The sequence below is a fragment of the Pseudomonas sp. NPDC089408 genome (assembly GCF_044749445.1).
In the GTDB taxonomy this organism is placed as follows: Bacteria; Pseudomonadota; Gammaproteobacteria; order Pseudomonadales; family Pseudomonadaceae; genus Aquipseudomonas.
Genome location: NZ_JBIVHY010000006.1, coordinates 216,316 through 235,713 on the forward strand (window position 1 = coordinate 216,316; position 19,398 = coordinate 235,713).

The window sequence follows — 19,398 nt, forward strand, 5'->3', positions numbered from 1 at the left end:
GGGATAATTGGGTCAGGCAGCTTCGGTGAAGTCCACCAGGCGCACCGGGCGGCGGAAGCCGGCGGTCAGCACCGCCAGGTAGGCCAACCCCAATGCGAACCAGCAAAGGCCAATCACCAGCGTCAGCGCCGACAGGCTGGTCCACAGCCACAGCGTCAGGCCCAATCCCACCAGCGGCACCACGCCATAGCCCAGCAACCCCTTCAGGTTACGCTGGGTGCCATCGTCCATCAGGTGGGTTTTCACCACCGCCAGATTCACCGCCGAAAACGCCACCAGCGCGCCAAAGCTGATCAGCGAGGCGAGGGTGGACAGGTCGATCACCAGCGCCAGCAGCGAGAACGCCGACACCAGCAAAATGGCGAACACCGGCGTACCAAAGCGCGGCGACAAGTAACCGAAGCTACGGCGTGGCAGCACGTTGTCACGGCCCATGGTGAACAGGATGCGCGACACCGCCGCCTGCGAGGCCAGCGCCGAACCCAGGCTGCCGGCGACATAAGCGGCAGTGAAGAAGTTGGCCAGGAACTGCCCGCCGGCCTTAAACATCACCTCGTTGGCCGCCGCATCGGCATTGGCGAAGCTGCTGCCTGGCAAAACCAGTTGGCTGACATATGCGAGCACGGTGAACAGCACGCCGGCAAACAGCGTGGTAAGGATGATCGCCCGTGGCACATCACGGCGGGCGTCACGGCATTCTTCGGCCAGGGTCGAGACGGCATCGAAGCCGAGGAACGACAGGCACAGCACCGCCGCGCCAGCCATGATCGGGCCGAAGCCAGGTTGCGAGCCGTCACCCAGCAGCGGCGACAGCAGGTCCAGCGGCTGGCCGGCCAGCGACTGGCAGGACAGCGCGACGAACACCACGATGAACACGATCTGCGCACCGACGATCAGGTTGCTGGTCTTGGCCACCGAGTGGATACCGACCACGTTCAGCACCGTCACCAGCACGATCGAGGCCAGCGCGATGGACCAGGCCGGGATGGCCGGGAAGGCGATGTTGAGGAACAGGCCGATCAGCAGGTAGTTGATCATCGGCAGGAACAGGTAGTCCAGCAGCAGCGACCAGCCGGCCAGGAAGCCGACGTTGGGGCCGAAGGCGATGTTGGTGTAGGAGTACGCCGAGCCCGCGACCGGGAAGCGTTTGACCATGAAGCTGTAGGAAGCCGCTGTGAACAGCATGGCCACCAGGGTGATCATGTAGGCGCCGGCGGTGCGGCCGCCGGTGAGTTCGGTGACGATGCCGTAGGTGGTGAAGATGGTCAGCGGGACCATGTACACCAGGCCGAAGAACACCAGGGCGGGCAGGCCGAGGACACGGCGAAGCTGGGCGGGGGCGGAGCTGGGTGGGTTGGCCATCGTTCGATCCAGAGCGTTTTTGTAGTTGTGCTTTGGTCGATTTTTATCCACTTAGGTGGGGGATGACAAAAAAGTAATCCTTATGCTGATTATTAGCCTGGGTTTTAATCGGGTTTTGGTGATGCCTGTTCCGGCCTATTCGCGGGTGAACCCGCTCCTACAAAGATCCCACAAACCGTGAGTATCGTGTAGGAGCGGGTTTACCCGCGAAGAGGCCGGATCAGGCGGTAAAGATCTCAGCTCATTTCCGCCCGCAGCAGCTGGATCCGCTGGTCCTTCTGCACCCACAACTGATTCACCCAGGCCTGCACAGTCTGACGAAACTCGGGATCATTCTCGTAATCCCCCGCCCACAGCGCCGGGTCCAGCTCGCGCACCTGAATGTCGATAATCACCCGGCTGATGCTGCCGTTTAGCAAATCCCAGAACCCCGGCGCCTTGTTGCCGGGGTACACGATGGTCACGTCGAGCAAAGCATCCAGCTGCTCACCCAGCGCCGCCAGCACGAACGCCACACCGCCAGCCTTGGGCTTGAGCAGGTAACGATAAGGCGACTGTTGTTCCTGGCGCTTGGCCTCGGTAAACCGCGTGCCTTCCAGGTAGTTCACCACAGTCACCGGCTGGCGCTTGAACAGTTCACACGCAGCCTTGGTGATTTCCAGGTCTTTACCCTTGAGCTCCGGGTGCTTTTCCAGAAACGCCTTGCTGTAGCGCTTCATGAACGGGTAATCCAGCCCCCACCAGGCCAGACCCAGCAACGGTACCCAGATCAGTTCCTTCTTCAGGAAGAACTTGAAGAACGGCGTGCGGCGGTTGAGGCTTTCGATCAAAGCGGGAATGTCGACCCAGGTCTGGTGGTTGCTCACCGCCAGGTAGGAAGTGTCCTTGCGCAGGTTCTCGACGCCGCGGATGTCCCACTTCGTAGGAATGCACAAGGCGAAGATGGCCTTGTCGATCTCCGACCAGGTTTCGGCCACCCACATCACCGCCCACGAGGCATAATCACGCCCACGGCCCGGCAGCACCAGCTTGAGCAGGGCGAAGACCAGCAGCGGGCAAATCAACACCACGGTATTGAGCAGCAGCAGGGTGGTAGTGAGAATGCCGGTCAGCAGGCGACGCATAAAGAGACTCTTGTTGTGGGAGATAAACGGTTGGCAATGATAAGCAGCGATGCGGCCTACGCCAAATGCCCAATGCCCGGCGGCGCAGACAAATGTTTCACAATTTGTTGGGTAACCTTGTGACAGCGAACCTATCCTGCCAGTGCAGTCTAAGCACTGACCCTTCTCAAGGAAGCCTGCTAGTGAAATCTCTGTTTGCCCTGTTGTCGCTGTTGGCGCTGCCGGTAATGGCCGCCGAACCCACGATCTACGGCCGGTACGAGAACATCGCCCTGCCCGAGCTGGGCGAAACCCTGAAAGCCAAGATGGACACCGGTGCCTTTACCGCGTCGCTGTCGGCCAAGGACATCGAACTGTTCACCCGCGATGGCGACGAGTGGGTGCGCTTCCGCCTGGCGACCAAGGACTCGGACGGCAAGGTGTACGAGCACAAGGTCTCGCGCATCAGCAAGATCAAGGGCCGTGCCGATGAAGAAGATGAAGGCGACGCGCCAGAAATCTCCAAGCGCCCGGTGGTTGACCTGGAATTGTGCCTGGGTGACGTGAAGCGCACCGTGGAGGTGAACCTGGTGGACCGCAGCAGCTTCAACTACCCGCTGCTGGTAGGCTCCAAGGCGTTGCGCGAGTTCAAGGCGGCGGTCAACCCGGCGAAGAAGTTTACGGCTGGCAAGCCTGGCTGCTAAGCAGCAGCTACAAGCCTTTAGCTGCAAGCTGCAAGCTGCAAGCAAGAACAGATCAGTGTAAGTTCAAACGGTCCGTTTTTACTTGAAGCTTGCAACTTGAGGCTTGTAGCTCGATGCCCCATATCCTCATCGTCGAAGACGAAGCCGCCATTGCCGACACCCTGGTCTACGCCCTGCAGGCCGACGGCCATAGTACCGAATGGGTAACCCTAGGCAGCGCCGCCCTCGACCAGCAGCGCCTGCGCCCGGCCGACCTGATCATCCTCGACATCGGCCTGCCCGATATCAGCGGCTTCGAAACCTGCCGCCAGTTGCGCCGCTTTACTGAAGTACCGGTAATGTTCCTCAGCGCCCGTGACGGCGAAATCGACCGGGTTGTTGGCCTGGAAATCGGCGCCGACGACTACGTGGTCAAACCCTTCAGCCCACGAGAAGTGGCCGCGCGTGTGCGGGCCATTCTCAAGCGCATGGCGCCAAGGGCAGAACCCGTTGCCGAAACCGCGCTGTTCCAGCTCGACACACTGCGCATGCAGATCACCTACCGCAGCCAGGCGCTGACGCTGACCCGCCACGAATTCCGCTTGCTGCAATGCCTGCTGGAGCAACCGCAGCGAGTGTTCAGCCGCGAACAACTGCTCGACGCCCTGGGCGTGGCCTCGGACGTGGGCTACGAGCGCACCATCGACACCCACATCAAGAGCCTGCGCGCCAAGTTGCGCCAGGTGGCCAGCGACGCCGAGCCGATCCAGACCCACCGCGGCCTCGGCTACAGCTACAGCCCGGACCATGCCTGATGCGCCTGGGCATCCGGATATTCCTGGTGTACTTCCTGTTCGTCGGGCTGGCGGGGTACTTTCTGCTCAACACGGTGCGCGAACAGATCCGCCCGGTGGTGCGCCAGTCCTCTGAGGAAACCCTGGTAGACACCGCCAACTTGCTGGCCGAGATCCTGCGCGATGACGTCAAGGCTGGCACCCTGAAGCAGGGGCGCTTGCCGGAAGTACTCAAGGCCTACGGCTCGCGCAGCCCCGGTGCGCAGATCTGGGGGCTGGCCAAGAACCAGGTCAGCCACCGCATCTATGTCACCGACGTCAAGGGTATCGTGCTGCTGGACTCCAGTGGCGAGGCCCAGGGTAAAGACTACTCGAGGTGGAATGACGTATACCTGACCTTGCGCGGCCAGTACGGTGCGCGCTCCACCCGCAGCGACCCCAACGACGAGAGTACTTCGGTCATGCATGTGGGGGCGCCGATCATCGACGAGGGCAAGATCATCGGCGTGGTCACCGTGGCCAAACCCAACAGCTCGCTACAGCCGTACATCGACCATTCCGAGCAAGGTTTGCTTACCCTGGGGCTGGGGTTGATTGGCCTGGGCTTGCTGGTGGGGGCGGCACTTTCGTGGTGGCTGGCGCGCTCGCTGCGCAGGTTGGCGGCCTATGCCCAGGCGGTCAGCGAAGGTGAACGGGCGGAGTTACCGCATTACAAGGGGGGTGAACTGGCGAACCTGGCCAAGGCTGTGGAACGCATGCGCACGCAGCTGGAGGGCAAGGCCTATGTCGAACGCTACGTGCATACCTTGACCCACGAACTGAAGAGCCCGCTGGCAGCCATTCGGGGTGCTTCCGAGTTATTGCAGGACGACATGCCAGCCGAACAGCGCGTGCGCTTTGCCAGCAACATCGAGCGGGAAAGCGACCGCTTGCAGCAGATGATCGAGCGCTTGCTCAACCTGGCCCGGGTCGAGCAGATGCAAGCGTTGGAAGATGAACAGCAGGTGGCGCTGGCGGCGTTGGTGGACGAGTTGCTGCTGGCCCATGCGCCGCGTATTGAAAGCGCCAATCTGCAGGTGCGTCAGCGAGTGCCCGCCGGTATGCGCTTGCTGTGTGATCCGTTCCTGATGCGTCAGGCGCTGGCCAACTTGCTCGACAACGCGCTGGACTTTACCCCGCAGGGTGGCGCGCTGCTGTTCGACCTGGAGCGCGATGGCGAGCGGGTGGCGTTGAGCTTGTTCAACCAGGGGCAGGCGATACCGGCGTATGCCATTGGCCGGGTGAGCGAGCGGTTCTACTCGTTGCCCCGGCCGGGGAGCGGGCGCAAGAGTACCGGGCTGGGGCTGAATTTTGTGGCTGAGGTGATGCAGCTGCATGGTGGGGCGTTGTCGGTGGATAACGTTGATGGCGGGGTGCGGGTGAGGTTGTGGCTGCCTGCCCGGCGTATTAGCTGAGATAGCCGGGGCTGCTGCGCAGCCCATCGCGACACAAGGCCGCTCCTACAGGGACCGCGAAAGGCTCAAGTCATACGGTCCCCTGTAGGAGCGGCCTTGCGTCGCGATGGACCGCAAAGCGGTCCCAAATACACACAATCCCCACACAGTCTCCCCAAAGCCTCCACGCAAGGCGCAGACACTGCGCCCACTGCCACAGGAGGCCCCATGAACAAGACCCTCGGTTTCAAACTCGGCATGATCGCCGTGCTGATGCTTCTGCTGCTCATCCCGCTACTGTTGATCAACGGCCTGATCGACGAACGCCAGGCGCTGCGCGACAGCGTGCTGCAGGACATCGCCCAGAGCGCCAGCTTCGAGCAGCAACTCAGCGGCCCGCTGCTGGTAGTGCCCTACCGCAAATACCAGCGCCGCTGGATCGAAAAGGGCGGCGAGCGGACTCAGGAAACCAGCACCATCGCCGGCCACCTGTACTTCCTGCCGGAAACCTTCGACGCCGACCTTGGCGTGGACACCGAACTGCGCGCCCGTGGTATCTACCAGGCCCGGCTGTTCCACGCCAAAGGCCGTATCAGCGGCCGTTTCAAGCTGCCGGAGCGCTGGGGCATCGACAGGGACTTCGACGATTACCGCTTCGACAAGCCGTTTCTGGTAGTGGGTATCAGCGATATCCGCGGTATCGAGAATGGCCTGGAGCTGAACCTGGACGAACAGAAGGTGCCGTTCGAAGCGGGCACCCAGCTCGACTGGATGCGTGGCGGCGTGCACGCCAGCCTGCCCGGACTCGATGGCCAGCAGGCGCGGGAGTTCAGCTACGGCTTCGACCTGGCGCTGCAAGGCACCGGCCAATTGCACGTGGTGCCGGTGGGCCGCACCAGCAGTGTGGACATGCGCGCCAACTGGCCGCACCCGAGCTTCGTCGGTAGCTACCTGCCCAGCCGTCGCGACATTGATGCGCAAGGTTTCAGCGCCCATTGGCAGACCTCGTTCTTTGCCACCAACCTCGAAGACGCTTTGCGTCAGTGTGCCAATGCCGGGCAGTGCGCTGATTTCGGCGAGCGCAGCTTCGGTGTCAGCTTCGTCGACCCGGTGGACCAGTACCTGAAGAGCGAGCGGGCGATCAAATATGCCTTGCTGTTCATTGCCCTGACCTTTGCCGGCTTCTTCCTGTTCGAGGTGCTGAAGAACCTGAGTGTGCACCCGGTGCAGTACATTCTGGTGGGGGGTGGCGTTGGCGTTCTTCTACCTGTTGCTGCTGTCGTTGTCCGAGCACATCGGTTTTGGCCTGGCGTATGGCTTGTCGGCGTCGGCGTGTGTGTTGTTGGTCGGTTTCTACCTGAGCCATGTGCTGCGCAGTGTGGGCCGTGGGGTGGGCTTTGCGGCGGGGTTGGCGGCGTTGTATGCGTTGCTCTACGGGCTGCTGAGTGCCGAGGACTATGCGCTGCTGATGGGCTCGTTGCTGTGCTTTGGCTTGCTGGGGGTGTTCATGGTGCTGACCCGGCGGCTGGACTGGGCGCGGGTGGGGAGGGCGGCATGAGGGAGGATAAAGAGATTGGGCGCTGGTTGGCACTGAGGATTGGGCAATTGTTTCCTGTGATACCGCGGTGAGGCATTCGCGGCGGTTCGACGCCTCGGTGAACCCGCTCCCACAGGTACTGCACAGCTTTCGAACGCTGTGATGTCCCTGTAGGAGCGGGTTTACCCGCGAAGAGGCCCTTCAGGCCACCGGAGTGGTAGCCACCATCGACGGCCGCTGGGCCACCTCGGCATACCACGCCGCCAGCCCAGGTTGGCGCTCACGCCAGCCAAATTCCGGCTGACGCAAATCCAGATACCCCAGCGCACAGGCCACGCCAATCGCCGCCAGGTCAAACCCGGACAGCAACTCAGGCAAATGATCCTGCTCCAGGTTGGCCAGGCTACGGCGAATCTTGTCGCCCTGCGCATGCAACCAGCCATCCCAGCGCTTGTCCTCTGGCCGCAGGAAGCTCTCATAGCGGCTCGACACCGCCGCATCCATGATCGCATCCGCCTGGGACACCAGGGTCATGCGCCGCCAGCGCGCCGAACCCTCGCGTGGCAGCAGCGGCAGGCCGACATGCTGCAAATCGAGGTACTCGCAGATCACCCGGCTGTCATGCAGCACGGTGCCGTCGTTCAGGCGCAGGGCCGGGATCTTGCCGATCGGGTTGTCCTGGTTCAGTTGCGGGTCGCCGCTGACTGGGCTGATATTCACCGCCTGCAACTGCACCCGGCCCAGTTGCCCGGTCTCGTGCAATACCACCATGACCTTGCGCACGAACGGCGACAACGGCGAGTGGAACAGGGTCATCGTGCTCATGGGTCAGTTACCTTGCAGGCTCGGTGGCAGGCACACACCGGTACCGCCGATACCGCAGTAGCCGTCCGGGTTCTTGGCCAGGTACTGCTGGTGGTAGGCCTCGGCGAAGTACACGGTCGGTGCCTGGTCGATTTCGGTGGTGATTTCGCCGAAGCCGGACTTTTGCAGTTCAGCCTGGTACTCGGCTTTGCTGGCCTGCGCCTCTTTCAGCTGTTCCGGGCTGGTGCAGTAGATGGCCGAGCGGTACTGGGTGCCGATGTCGTTGCCCTGGCGCATGCCCTGGGTCGGGTTGTGCAGTTCCCAGAACATCGCCAGCAGCTCGCGGTAGCTGACCTTGTCCTTGTCGAACACCACCAGTACCACTTCGGTATGGCCGGTCAGGCCCGAGCAGACTTCCTCGTAGGTGGGGTGGGGGGTGAAGCCGCCGGCGTAGCCGACCACCGTGCTGACCACGCCTTCACGCTGCCAGAAGCGGCGCTCGGCGCCCCAGAAGCAACCCAGGCCGAAGATGGCGAAGTCGATGGCGCCTTCGAAGAACGGGCCGAGCAGTGGCGTGTCTTTGAAGACATAATGGAACTCGGGCAGGCTCATTGGCGTTTCGCGGCCAGGCAGGGCCTGTTCCGCGGTTGGCAGGACATTTTTGTTCACCAGGATTTCCGAACGCAGGACCATGGCCGTTCCTCTGTGGTTATTCAGTTGGGTAGGTGTTGGGGCCTTCGCGGGCATGCCCGCGAAAGGGCCCTAATGGCCTCTATAGTGCCCGAGGATTAAGCAGCTGTCAGGCCACCGGCCCACGCGGATAGCGCTTCAACCGCTCAGCCAGTTCGCGCCCGGGGATCGGCCGGTCAAACAGATACCCCTGGCCCACATCACAACGATGCCGACGCAGGAACGCCAACTGCTCCGGCGTCTCGATCCCTTCGGCCACCACCTTCAATTTCAGGTTATGCGCCATGGCCACCACCGCCGAGGTGATTTCCATGTCGTCCTGGTTATCCGGGATTTCATTGATGAAGCTGCGGTCGATCTTGAGGATGTCGATCGGAAACTTCTTCAGGTAGCTCAGCGACGAATAACCGGTGCCGAAGTCGTCCATGGCCAGGGTCAGGCCCAGGGCCTTCAACTCGTCCAGCTGGCGGTGGGTGTCCTCGCTGGCCTCAAGCAGCAGGCCTTCGGTCAGCTCCAGCTCCAGCAAGTGCGGGGGCAGGCCTTCTTCCTTGAGGATCGTGCTGATCGAGGCTACCAGGTCCGGGTCGGAGAACTGCTTGGGCGACAGATTGATGGCTACGTGCAGGTTGCCCAGGCCGGCTTTGCGCAGTTCCAGGCTCATGCGGCAGGACTGGCGCACCACCCATTTGCCAATGGGGATGATCAGGCCGGTTTCTTCGGCCACGCTGATGAACTGGTCCGGGCGGATCATGCCGCGCTCGGGGTGGTTCCAGCGCAACAGCGCCTCCAGGCCAAGCAGGCGGCCACTGCGCAGGCACAGCTTGGGCTGGTAGAACACTTCCAGCTCGTTCTGGGTCAGCGCGCGGCGCAGGTTGTTCTCGACGAACAGCTTGTAGCTGGCCTCGGCATTGAGCACTTCGGTAAACACCTGCACCTGGTGCTTGCCGTTGGCCTTGGCCTTGTGAAGCGCCAGGCCGGCGTTTTTCATCAAGCTGGCCGGATCGGTACCGTGCAGTGGCGCGTAGGCCAGGCCCACCGAGGCAGTGACGTTGATCAGCTGGTTGTCGACGAACATCGGCTTGTCGAGCGTGCGCAGCAGCTGCATGGCAACACTCTGGCCGTCTTCCAGGCTGGTGTCATCAAGCAGCACGGCGAATTCGTTACTGGCAAAGCGCGCCAGGATGCCGCCGGTGTGCAGGCTGTTGCGCAGGCGCCGGGCCAGGCTGATCAGCAGTTTGTCGCCGGTCTGGTGGCCGAGGCTGTCGTTGATGCGCTTGAAGTTGTCGATGTCTACCAGCAGCAGGCACATCGAGTTTTCGCCGTCGCGGGCAAAGCGCTCGTCGAGGCTGCGGATGAACGCCGGGCGGTTGCCCAGGTTGGTCAGGTTGTCGGTGTAGGCCAGCCGCTCAATGCGTTGCTGGGCCAGCTTGGTCTGGGTGACGTCTTCGTAGATGCCGATGTAGTGGGTCAGCTCACGGTTGTCGCCGTACACCTTGGATATCGACAGCTGGCCCCAGTACGGCTCGAGGTTTTTGCGCCGGCTTTTGAATTCGCCCTGCCAACTGTTGCCCATGGCCAGGCTCGAGGGCGAGTCGAACAGCAGCTCGCTGAGGTTTTCCAGCGCTGGCAGCTCGCCGAGGTGGCGGCCCTGTACTTCATCGGTGCTGTACTGGGTGATGGCGGTAAAGCTGGGGTTGACGTACTCCACCCGGCCATCGCGGTTTACCAGCAGAAAGGCGCTGGCGCTTTGCTCGACCGCACGCTGGAACAGGTGCAAGGCATTGGCTGCGGCGCGCCGGTTGTGGTTGGTGATGACCTGGGCGAACTGGTCGGCCAGCTCGCCGGCGAAGGCAATTTCGTCCGACTGCCAGGCGCGTGGCTGGCCGGTCTGTTCCAGGCACAGCACGCCGACGACCTGGCCATCGACGCGGATGCTGGCGTCGAGCATGGCTTTGTTTTCCGGGCGCATGCTTTGTGCCAGGGCGCGGGTGCGCGGATCGTGGCCGGCGTTGTGGGCATCGATGGCACGGCTGGCGTGCAGCGCGTCGAGGTAGTCGGGGAAGCGGCTGGCATCGATGGCTTCGGGCTGGCGGTGCTCCTGGGCGTCGCGGTACCAGGCAATGATCGGCTCCAGGCGCTGGTCTTCCAGGTGCCAGATGCTGGCGCAGTCGACCTTGTAGATTTCGCAGGCGCTCTGGGTGATCAGTTGGGCGGCTTCCGGCAGCGAGTTTTCGGCGCTGTAGCGTTGGCGGGCCAGGCGCAGGATCAGGTCCTGCTGGCCTCGCACCCGCTCCAGGTGCTCGAGTTGTTCTTGCTGGGCGCGCTGGTTCAGTTGCAGGGCCAGCTGCAGGCGGTTGTTTCGTGACTCCAGGTCGCTGGCATCGCTGTCGCCAGCGTCCTCCTGCTGGTCGTCGAGCGTGCTCAGGTAGCCGCGCAACAGCTGGCGATTGTGTTGCTTGTAGGCTTCCCCGGCTTCCAGCAGGCGCAGCGAGGTGCTGGGGGTATGCAGGGTATAGCGCACCCGGTAGTAGCCGCGCTGGGCCAGTTGCTGCTGGATCTCGTCATGCAGGCGGTAGCGTGCCTCGGGCTCCATCAGGCTGGCGTAGGGCGCGTCGACCATGGCGCACAAGTCGCCGGCTTGCAGGCCGAAGTGGCGCTCGCAGGCCGGGTCGAGGTAAAGCATGGCCCAGGTGGCTTCGTTGAGCCTTTCGAAACGCAGCATGCCGAGCCGCGAGGGCACGGGTAACTGCGTGACGACCTCGGCCGCCACACGGCTGGCGGCATCGGGTTGGCTTTTCATCGAAGACTCGCTTGAAGAGGGAACGCAGCTTGGGACAGCGGCGTATCTGGCAAGGTTGCATCATGTCCCGAGGGCTGGCAAGCGGCCATGCGTGATGCTGTGTATGGGTTATCGGCGGTTTGGTCGGAATCTGTAGTTTGGCTGGAGATTTTGGGGCCGCGTTGCGGCCCATCGCGACACAAGGCCGCTCCTACAAGGAACCGCGGTCTCTTGTAGGAGCGGCCTTGTGTCGCGAAAGGAGGGCAAAGCCCTCCCAGCTTTCTCAAGGCAAAAAAAAGCCCCGCCAATCGACGGGGTTGAGGTACGAGCGTGGCAGCTCGAAAAGGGTACTGCCCCTGCACGCAGGGGCAGTGTGCAGCTTTACAGCAGCATGGTGCGGATATCGCCCAGCACATCGCCAAGGCGCTTGGTGAAGCGCGCGGCGGCAGCGCCGTTGATCACACGGTGATCGTAGGACAGCGACAGCGGCAGCATCAGCTTAGGCTGGAAAGCCTTGCCATCCCAGACCGGCTGCATGGTCGCCTTGGAGACGCCCAAAATGGCCACTTCCGGCGCGTTGACGATCGGCGTGAAGCCGGTGCCGCCAATGTGGCCGAGGCTGGAGATGGTGAAGCAAGCGCCTTGCATCTCGTCTGCCGACAGCTTCTTGGTGCGGGCTTTTTCAGCCAGCGCCGCAGCTTCGGCAGCCAGTTGCAGCAGGCTCTTCTGGTCGACGTTCTTGATCACAGGGACCAGCAGGCCGTCCGGGGTGTCCACGGCGAAGCCGATGTTCACGTACTTCTTGCGGATGATGGCCTTGCCGCTTGGCGCCAGCGAGCTGTTGAAGTCCGGCATTTCCTTGAGCAGGAAGGCGCTGGCCTTGAGCAGCAGTGGCAGTACGGTCAGCTTGACGCCGGCTTTTTCGGCCACGGCTTTCTGCGCAACGCGGAAGGCTTCCAGCTCGGTGATGTCGGCGGAGTCGAACTGGGTCACGTGCGGCACGTTCAGCCAGCTGCGGTGCAGGTTGGCAGCACCGACCTGCATCAGGCGGGTCAGGGCTACTTCTTCCACTTCACCGAACTTGCTGAAGTCCACGGCAGGGATCGGCGGAATGCCGGCGCCGCCGGTTGCGCCAGCGGCTGCTGGTGCTTCCTTGGCTTTCTGCATCATCGCCTTGACGTAAACCTGCACGTCTTCTTTCAAAATGCGACCGTGCGGGCCGGTGGCGGCAACAGCGCCCAGCTCGACACCGAACTCACGGGCCAGCTGGCGAACTGCCGGGCCGGCGTGAACCTTGGCGTTGTTGCCGGCAGCCGGTGCGGTAGCAGCCGGTGCAGGGGCAGCAGCTGGAGCAGCGGCAGGTGCGGCAGCCGGAGCCGCCTCAGCCTTGGCCGGTGCAGCCGCAGCGGCAGGAGCCGGGGCAGCAGCAGGCGCTGCGCCAGCAACCTTGAGCCTGAAGATCAGGTCGCCAGTGCCGACTTCGTCTTCCAGCTTGCACAGGACTTCTTCGACCACGCCGGCAGCCGGCGACGGGATTTCCATGGAGGCCTTGTCGGACTCCAGGGTAATCAACGACTGGTCGGCTTCGACGGTGTCGCCGACCTTGACCAGCACTTCGATGATTTTGGCCTTGCCCGACGAGCCGATGTCCGGCACGTGGATGTCCTGCACGCTGGCGGCAGCCGGGGCTGCGGCCGGAGCAGGGGCAGGGGCAGCTTCAGCGGCTGGCGCTGGAGCAGCAGCCGGGGCAGCGGCGGCGGCCGGAGCCTCAGGGGCCGCAGCAGCGGCGCCCTCGGCTTCCAGCACCAGCAGCTCGTCGCCTTCTTTCAGGCGGTCGCCCAGCTTGACCTTCAGTTCCTTGATGACGCCGGCCTTGGGGGCCGGGATCTCCATGGAGGCCTTGTCGGACTCCAGGGTCAGCAGGCTCTGGTCAGCCTCGATACGGTCACCGACCTTGACGAACAGCTCGATGATTTCACCTTCACCGCTGCCGATGTCAGGTACGCGAATGAGTTCGCTCACTTAAAAATACTCCTCAGCAGTCCAGTGGGTTGCGCTTGTCCGGGTCGATACCGAACTTGACGATAGCGTCTGCAACAACCTTGGGTTCGATCTCGCCACGGTCAGCCAGGGCTTCCAGGGCAGCCAGCACCACGAAGTGGCGGTCGACTTCGAAGAAGTGACGCAGCTTCTTGCGGCTGTCGCTGCGACCGTAACCGTCGGTACCCAGGACCTTGAACTCTTTGCTCGGTACCCACTGGCGAATCTGCTCGGCGAACAGCTTCATGTAGTCGGTAGAGGCAATGACCGGGCCCTTGCGGCCGTTCAGGCACTGCTCGACGTAAGTCTGCTGTGGCTTCTGGCCAGGCTTCAGGCGGTTGGCGCGTTCTACGGCCAGGCCGTCGCGGCGCAGTTCGTTGAAGCTGGTGACGCTCCACACGTCGGCACCGACGTTGAACTCTTCACGCAGGATCTTCGCTGCTTCGCGGACTTCGCGCAGGATGGTGCCGGAGCCCATCAGCTGTACGTGGTGCGCGGCTTCGCGGGTGTCTTCCTCGAGCAGGTACATGCCCTTGATGATGCCTTCCTCGACACCGGCCGGCATGGCTGGCTGCTGGTAGGATTCGTTCATCACGGTGATGTAGTAGAAGATGTCCTGTTGCTCTTCGGTCATCTTCTTCATGCCGTCCTGGATGATCACCGCCAGCTCGTAGCCGTAGGTTGGATCGTAGGTGCGGCAGTTCGGGATGGTGCCCGCCATCATGTGGCTGTGACCGTCTTCGTGCTGCAGGCCTTCACCGTTCAGGGTGGTGCGGCCGGCGGTACCGCCGATCAGGAAGCCACGGGTGCGGCTGTCGCCAGCGGCCCAGGCCAGGTCGCCAATGCGCTGGAAGCCGAACATCGAGTAGAAGATGTAGAACGGCAGCATCGGCTGGTTGTGGCAGCTGTACGAGGTACCGGCAGCGATGAACGACGACATGGCGCCGGCTTCGTTGATGCCTTCCTCGAGGATCTGGCCCTTCTTGTCTTCGCGGTAGAACATCACCTGGTCTTTATCGACTGGCTCGTAGAGCTGGCCGACCGACGAGTAGATGCCCAGCTGGCGGAACATGCCTTCCATACCGAAGGTACGGGCTTCGTCCGGGATGATCGGGACGATGCGCTGGCCGATGTCCTTGTCCTTGACCAGCTGCGCCAGAATACGCACGAAGGCCATGGTGGTGGAGATTTCGCGGTCGCCCGAGCCATCCAGGATCGCTTTCAGCGTTTCCAGTGGCGGGGTCGGCACGCTGAAGCTCTTGGCACGGCGCTGAGGCACGAAACCGCCCAGGGCAGCACGGCGCTCGGCCAGGTACTTGGCTTCGGCAGAACCTTCTTCCGGCTTGAAGAACGGCAGGTTCTCAAGGTCGGCATCCTTGACCGGGATGTCGAAGCGGTCACGGAAGTGACGCAGGCTGTCGACGTCGACCTTCTTGGTGTTGTGCGCGGTGTTCTTGGCTTCGCCGGCACCGGTACCGTAACCCTTGATGGTCTTGGCCAGGATGACGGTTGGCTGTTCTTTGTGGTTCACAGCCTGGTGGTATGCCGCGTAGACCTTGTACGGGTCGTGGCCGCCACGGTTGAGCTTCCAGATCTCGTCGTCGGACAGGTCTTCGACCATGGCCTTGAGCTCTGGGGTGTTGAAGAAGTTTTCACGAACGTACGCGCCGTCTTTGGCTTTGTAGTTCTGGTACTCGCCGTCGATGACTTCGTCCATGCGGCGTTGCAGGGCACCGTTGGTGTCCTTGGCCAGCAGTGGGTCCCAGAAGCGGCCCCAGACGACTTTGTTGACGTTCCAGCCACCGCCACGGAACACGCCTTCGAGTTCCTGGATGATTTTGCCGTTGCCGCGAACCGGGCCGTCGAGGCGCTGCAGGTTGCAGTTGATGACGAAAATCAGGTTGTCCAGCTTCTCGCGGCCGGCCAGGGCGATTGCGCCCAGGGATTCCGGCTCGTCGCACTCGCCGTCGCCCATGAAGCACCAGACCTTCTGCTTGCCGGCCGGGATGAAGCCGCGCGCTTCCAGGTACTTCATGAAGCGGGCCTGGTAAATGGCCTGGATCGGGCCCAGACCCATCGATACGGTCGGGAACTGCCAGAAATCAGGCATCAGCCATGGGTGCGGGTACGAAGACAGGCCGTTGCCGTCCACTTCCTGACGGAAGTTGTTCATCTGGTCTTCGTTGATGCGGCCTTCCATGAAGGCACGGGCGTAGACGCCTGGCGAAGCGTGGCCCTGGAAGAAAATCAGGTCGCCGCCGTGTTCTTCGGTCGGGGCCTGGAAGAAGTAGTTGAAGCCGATGTCGTACAGGGTGGCACTGGAGGCGAAGCTGGAGATGTGTCCGCCCAGGTCCGAGTCTTTCAGGTTGGTGCGCATGACCATGGCCAGGGCGTTCCAACGCACCATCGAGCGAATGCGGCGTTCCATGAACAGGTCGCCAGGCATGCGTGCTTCGTGGGTGACAGGGATGGTGTTGCGGTATGGCGTGGTGATCGCATACGGCAGCTGGGAGCCACTGCGGGTGGCCAGCTCGCCCATACGGGTCATCAGGTAATGAGCGCGGTCTTCGCCTTCTTTGTCGAGGACCGACTCCAGGGCATCCAGCCATTCCTGGGTTTCGATTGGATCGAGGTCTTGCATGGCTTGCTCCAGGGCGGAAAGGCAACCAGAATCGATTGCCTGAGATTGCGACTGGCCTTATGGGCAGACGTCGTGAATTCTTGGATTACCGGGGTGTCTTCCGGCGAGTTGTAGTTTTACTACATTTGCTTGCGCATTTCATGCTTTTACACGACATGAGTAGTAGTAAAACTACAACTATGCGACGTTTGGTCGCACCTTTGCTTGTGAGGAAAAACGTTCATGTTGGTTGGCATTGTGTTGCGAACGGGTGGTTCTTGATGTTTGTTGCCAATATTCCGTTTTTTTCAGCTATTTCCAACTTTTGTACGACAGTCCAACCGTGGTCCGGCTTTCCCTTGGCCGCTTTTTCCCCTCTATTTCACGCCGATCAAGGATAGACCATGCGCCTACCTTTGCCTTCCGATCTGCCCGTCACCCTGCAGCCACTGGTCGTTCGCAACCAGCAATTCATCAGCGATGCCGTGGCTGCCCACCCCGAACTCGACCTGAACGCCTGGAGCCCAATTCATCGGCAACAGTTCGATCAGGTTGCCGCCGCCAGCGACTTCGTTCTGGGTGTGGCCCAGCGCGACCCGGCCATGCTGTTTGCCCTGCTGGCCGGCGGCGAGCTGGAGCGGCGGTACGCCCCGGGTGAACTGCGCGGGCAAATTGCCGAGGCGGCCCAGGCGGCGCAAAGCGAAGACGAACTGGCGCGCAACCTGCGCCGCGCACGCAACCGGCAACAGGTGCGCATCATCTGGCGCGACATCACTCGCCAGGCTGAACTGGGCGAAACCTGTCGTGACCTGTCCGACCTTGCCGATGCGGCCATCGACGAAGCCTACCAGTGGCTGTACCCGCGCCACTGCCAGCAGTTCGGTACGCCCATCGGTAACCGCAGCGGCCAGCCGCAGCACATGGTGGTGCTGGGCATGGGCAAGCTGGGCGCGGTGGAGCTGAACCTGTCGTCGGACATCGACCTGATCTTCGGCTTCCCCGAGGGCGGTGAAACCGAAGGGGTGAAGCGTTCGCTGGACAACCAGGAGTTCTTCACCCGCCTGGGCCAGCGGTTGATCAAGGCGCTGGACCCGGTAACCGTTGACGGCTTCGTGTTCCGCGTCGACATGCGCTTGCGCCCGTACGGCTCGGCCGGCGCGCTGGTGCTCAGCTTCAATGCCCTGGAGCAGTATTACCAGGACCAGGGCCGCGACTGGGAACGCTACGCAATGATCAAGGCGCGGGTAGTGGCCGGCGACCAGGCGGCCGGTGCGCAATTGCAGGAGATGCTGCGCCCGTTCGTGTACCGCCGTTACCTGGACTTTTCCGCGATCGAAGCGCTGCGCACCATGAAGCAGCTGATCCAGCAGGAAGTGCGCCGCAAGGGCATGGCCGACAACATCAAGCTGGGTGCCGGTGGCATCCGCGAGGTCGAGTTCATTGCCCAGGCCTTCCAGCTGATCCACGGTGGGCGCGACCTCAGCCTGCAGCAACGGCCACTGCTCAAGGTGCTGGCGACCCTGGAGGGCCAAGGCTACCTGCCGCCGGCGGTGGTGGCCGAGTTGCGTGAGGGCTATGAGTTCCTGCGTTACACCGAGCACGCCATCCAGGCCATCGCCGACCGCCAGACGCAGATGCTGCCCGAGGGCGAAACCGATCAGGCACGGGTGGCCTACATCCTTGGCTTTGCCGACTGGCAGCGCTTTCACGACCAGTTGATGTACTGGCGTGGCCGGATCGACTGGCACTTCCGCCAGGTAATCGCCGACCCGGATGATGAAGACGGTGAAGGTGAACTGGTAGTGGGCGGTGAATGGTCGCCGCTGTGGGAGCAGGCCCAGGACGAGGAGGCCGCCGGCCGCCAGCTGGAGGAGGCCGGCTTCAAGGAACCCGTCGAAGCCCTGCGGCGCCTGGCTGCACTGCGCTCCAGCCCGCAACTGCGCTCGATGCAGCGCCTCGGTCGTGAACGCCTGGATGCCTTTATCCCGCGGTTGCTGGCGCAGGCGGTGGAGCATGACAACCCCGACCTGGTGCTCGAACGTGTGTTGCCGCTGGTCGAGGCGGTGGCGCGGCGTTCGGCTTACCTGGTGCTGCTGACCGAAAACCCCGGTGCGTTGCGCCGCCTGCTCACGCTGTGCGCCGCCAGCCCATGGATTGCCGAGCAGATGGCCCGCTACCCGCTGCTGCTCGACGAACTGCTCAATGAGGGGCGCCTGTTCAGCCCGCCACTGGCGCCAGAGCTGGCCAGCGAGCTGCGCGAGCGCCTGACGCGCATTCCGGAGGACGACCTGGAGCAGCAGATGGAGGCGCTGCGCCACTTCAAGCTGGCCCATAGCTTGCGCGTGGCTGCCTCGGAAATCAGCGGCAACCTGCCGTTGATGAAAGTCAGCGACTACCTGACCTGGCTGGCCGAAGCCATCCTCGACCAGGTACTGGCGCTGGCCTGGCGCCAGACCGTGGCCCGCCACGGTCAGCCCAAGCGTAGCGACGGCAGCCTGTGCGACCCGGGTTTCATCATTATTGGTTACGGCAAGGTGGGCGGCCTGGAACTGGGCCACGGTTCGGACCTGGACCTGGTGTTCATCCACGACGGCGACCCGCAGGCCGAGACTGACGGTGCTAAACCGATCGACAGCGCGCAGTTCTTCACCCGCCTGGGCCAGCGCATCATTCACCTGCTGACCACGCAAACCAACTCGGGCCAGCTGTACGACGTGGACATGCGCCTGCGTCCGTCTGGCGCTTCGGGCCTTTTGGTCAGTTCGCTGGGTGCGTTCGAGCGCTACCAGCAGAACGAAGCCTGGACCTGGGAGCATCAGGCCTTGGTACGGGCCCGGGTGCTGGTGGGCTGCAAGCAGGTGGGCACGGCGTTCGAAGGGGTACGCGCCAAAGTGCTGGGCCAGGCCCGCGACCTTGAAAAGCTGCGCAGCGAAGTGAGTGAAATGCGCGCCAAGATGCGCGACAACCTCGGCACCAAGGCCACCGCTGCAGGGACTGCCGCCAATGCCTTCGAGGCCGGTGTGCCGTTCGATATCAAGCAGGATGCCGGCGGTATCGTCGATATCGAATTTATGGTGCAATACGCCGCTTTGGCCTGGTCCCACGACCACCCGGCCATACTCCGATGGACCGATAACATCCGCATTCTGGAAGAGCTGGAGCAGGCAGGTTTGATGCCGGCCAGTGACGCGGTGCTGTTACGTGAGGTGTACAAGGCGTTCCGCTCGGCCTCGCACCGCCAGGCTTTGCAGAAGCAGGCCGGGGTGATCGATGCGGCGCAGTTTGCCGATGAACGCCGCGAAGTGCGGCGGATCTGGGGTGAGTTGGGCCTGACTTGAGAATTTGAGGCCGCTTTGCGGCCCATCGCGACGCAAGGCCGCTCCTACAGGAGATCGCATTCCCTTGTAGGAGCGGCCTTGCGTCGCGATGGGCTGCAAAGCAGCCCCAAAGGTCCATGTCCCCACACCGGTGGTACACTGTCCGCCACATAGCCTGAATATAAAGAGGGGAGGCCAGGCTGTACCGCAGCCTGTAGCCTCCCCGAGCGTTTCTG

The 19,398-nt window shown here is 62.8% G+C and carries 11 protein-coding genes and 1 pseudogene; 5 read left to right on the top strand and 7 right to left on the bottom strand.

The window, feature by feature from the left end:
- Positions 1-12 precede the first annotated feature (12 nt).
- Positions 13-1,362 carry an APC family permease gene (locus ACIP02_RS12615; protein ID WP_400616889.1) on the bottom strand — a complete coding sequence of 450 codons (1,350 nt, stop codon included), beginning with the start codon at positions 1,360-1,362 and terminating at the stop codon, positions 13-15.
- A gap of 236 nt (positions 1,363-1,598) precedes the next feature.
- Positions 1,599-2,486: an acyltransferase gene (locus ACIP02_RS12620; RefSeq protein ID WP_400616891.1), complete on the bottom strand. Its 888-nt coding sequence runs from the start codon at positions 2,484-2,486 to the stop codon at positions 1,599-1,601.
- 182 nt (positions 2,487-2,668) lie between these two features.
- On the opposite strand from ACIP02_RS12620, the gene ACIP02_RS12625 reads away from it, so the two are divergent.
- The 4 genes and pseudogenes from ACIP02_RS12625 to creD all read left to right on the top strand — a co-directional run bounded on the left by ACIP02_RS12625 (position 2,669) and on the right by creD (position 6,933).
- Positions 2,669-3,169: an ATP-dependent zinc protease gene (locus tag ACIP02_RS12625; protein WP_400616893.1), complete on the top strand. Its 501-nt coding sequence runs from the start codon at positions 2,669-2,671 to the stop codon at positions 3,167-3,169.
- 113 nt (positions 3,170-3,282) lie between these two features.
- The gene (gene creB, locus ACIP02_RS12630; protein ID WP_400616895.1) at positions 3,283-3,963 is read left to right on the top strand and encodes a two-component system response regulator CreB; all 681 of its coding nucleotides are present in this window, start codon (positions 3,283-3,285) and stop codon (positions 3,961-3,963) included.
- The gene (gene creC / locus ACIP02_RS12635) at positions 3,963-5,396 is read left to right on the top strand and encodes a two-component system sensor histidine kinase CreC (RefSeq protein ID WP_400616897.1); all 1,434 of its coding nucleotides are present in this window, start codon (positions 3,963-3,965) and stop codon (positions 5,394-5,396) included. The genes creB and creC overlap by 1 nt, the downstream gene beginning before the upstream one ends.
- A 207-nt stretch (positions 5,397-5,603) precedes the next feature.
- Positions 5,604-6,933 (top strand): annotated as a pseudogene (creD, locus tag ACIP02_RS12640) (cell envelope integrity protein CreD).
- A gap of 180 nt (positions 6,934-7,113) precedes the next feature.
- Here the strand turns inward: creD and ACIP02_RS12645 are convergent.
- From ACIP02_RS12645 to aceE, 5 genes are all read right to left on the bottom strand, one after another.
- A complete protein-coding gene (locus ACIP02_RS12645) occupies positions 7,114-7,737 on the bottom strand; it encodes a glutathione S-transferase (RefSeq protein ID WP_400616899.1) in 624 nt (207 codons plus the stop codon).
- Positions 7,738-7,740: 3 nt separating this feature from the next.
- A complete protein-coding gene (gene msrA, locus ACIP02_RS12650) occupies positions 7,741-8,409 on the bottom strand; it encodes a peptide-methionine (S)-S-oxide reductase MsrA (protein ID WP_400616901.1) in 669 nt (222 codons plus the stop codon).
- A gap of 106 nt (positions 8,410-8,515) precedes the next feature.
- A complete protein-coding gene (locus ACIP02_RS12655) occupies positions 8,516-11,206 on the bottom strand; it encodes a putative bifunctional diguanylate cyclase/phosphodiesterase (protein WP_400616903.1) in 2,691 nt (896 codons plus the stop codon).
- A 360-nt stretch (positions 11,207-11,566) separates the two neighbouring features.
- Entirely contained in the window at positions 11,567-13,207 is a 1,641-nt protein-coding gene (gene aceF / locus ACIP02_RS12660) for a dihydrolipoyllysine-residue acetyltransferase (protein ID WP_400616905.1), read from the bottom strand.
- Between the two features lie 13 nt (positions 13,208-13,220).
- The gene (aceE, locus tag ACIP02_RS12665; RefSeq protein WP_152957944.1) at positions 13,221-15,866 is read right to left on the bottom strand and encodes a pyruvate dehydrogenase (acetyl-transferring), homodimeric type; all 2,646 of its coding nucleotides are present in this window, start codon (positions 15,864-15,866) and stop codon (positions 13,221-13,223) included.
- 383 nt (positions 15,867-16,249) lie between these two features.
- Between aceE and glnE the strand changes: the two genes are divergently transcribed.
- Positions 16,250-19,183, top strand: a complete 2,934-nt coding sequence (glnE, locus tag ACIP02_RS12670) for a bifunctional [glutamate--ammonia ligase]-adenylyl-L-tyrosine phosphorylase/[glutamate--ammonia-ligase] adenylyltransferase (protein WP_400616907.1) — start codon at positions 16,250-16,252, stop codon at positions 19,181-19,183.
- Positions 19,184-19,398 lie beyond the last annotated feature (215 nt).

Bases quoted from the DNA above. Each gene is read 5' to 3' on its own strand.
- aceE (WP_152957944.1), bottom strand. From the start codon at position 15,866: ATGCAAGACCTCGATCCAATCGAAACCCAGGAATGGCTGGATGCCCTG.
- ACIP02_RS12655 (WP_400616903.1), bottom strand. From the start codon at position 11,206: ATGAAAAGCCAACCCGATGCCGCCAGCCGTGTGGCGGCCGAGGTCGTC.
- glnE (WP_400616907.1), top strand. From the start codon at position 16,250: ATGCGCCTACCTTTGCCTTCCGATCTGCCCGTCACCCTGCAGCCACTG.
- ACIP02_RS12645 (WP_400616899.1), bottom strand. From the start codon at position 7,737: ATGAGCACGATGACCCTGTTCCACTCGCCGTTGTCGCCGTTCGTGCGC.
- ACIP02_RS12620 (WP_400616891.1), bottom strand. From the start codon at position 2,486: ATGCGTCGCCTGCTGACCGGCATTCTCACTACCACCCTGCTGCTGCTC.
- creB (WP_400616895.1), top strand. From the start codon at position 3,283: ATGCCCCATATCCTCATCGTCGAAGACGAAGCCGCCATTGCCGACACC.
- creC (WP_400616897.1), top strand. From the start codon at position 3,963: ATGCGCCTGGGCATCCGGATATTCCTGGTGTACTTCCTGTTCGTCGGG.
- msrA (WP_400616901.1), bottom strand. From the start codon at position 8,409: ATGGTCCTGCGTTCGGAAATCCTGGTGAACAAAAATGTCCTGCCAACC.
- ACIP02_RS12615 (WP_400616889.1), bottom strand. From the start codon at position 1,362: ATGGCCAACCCACCCAGCTCCGCCCCCGCCCAGCTTCGCCGTGTCCTC.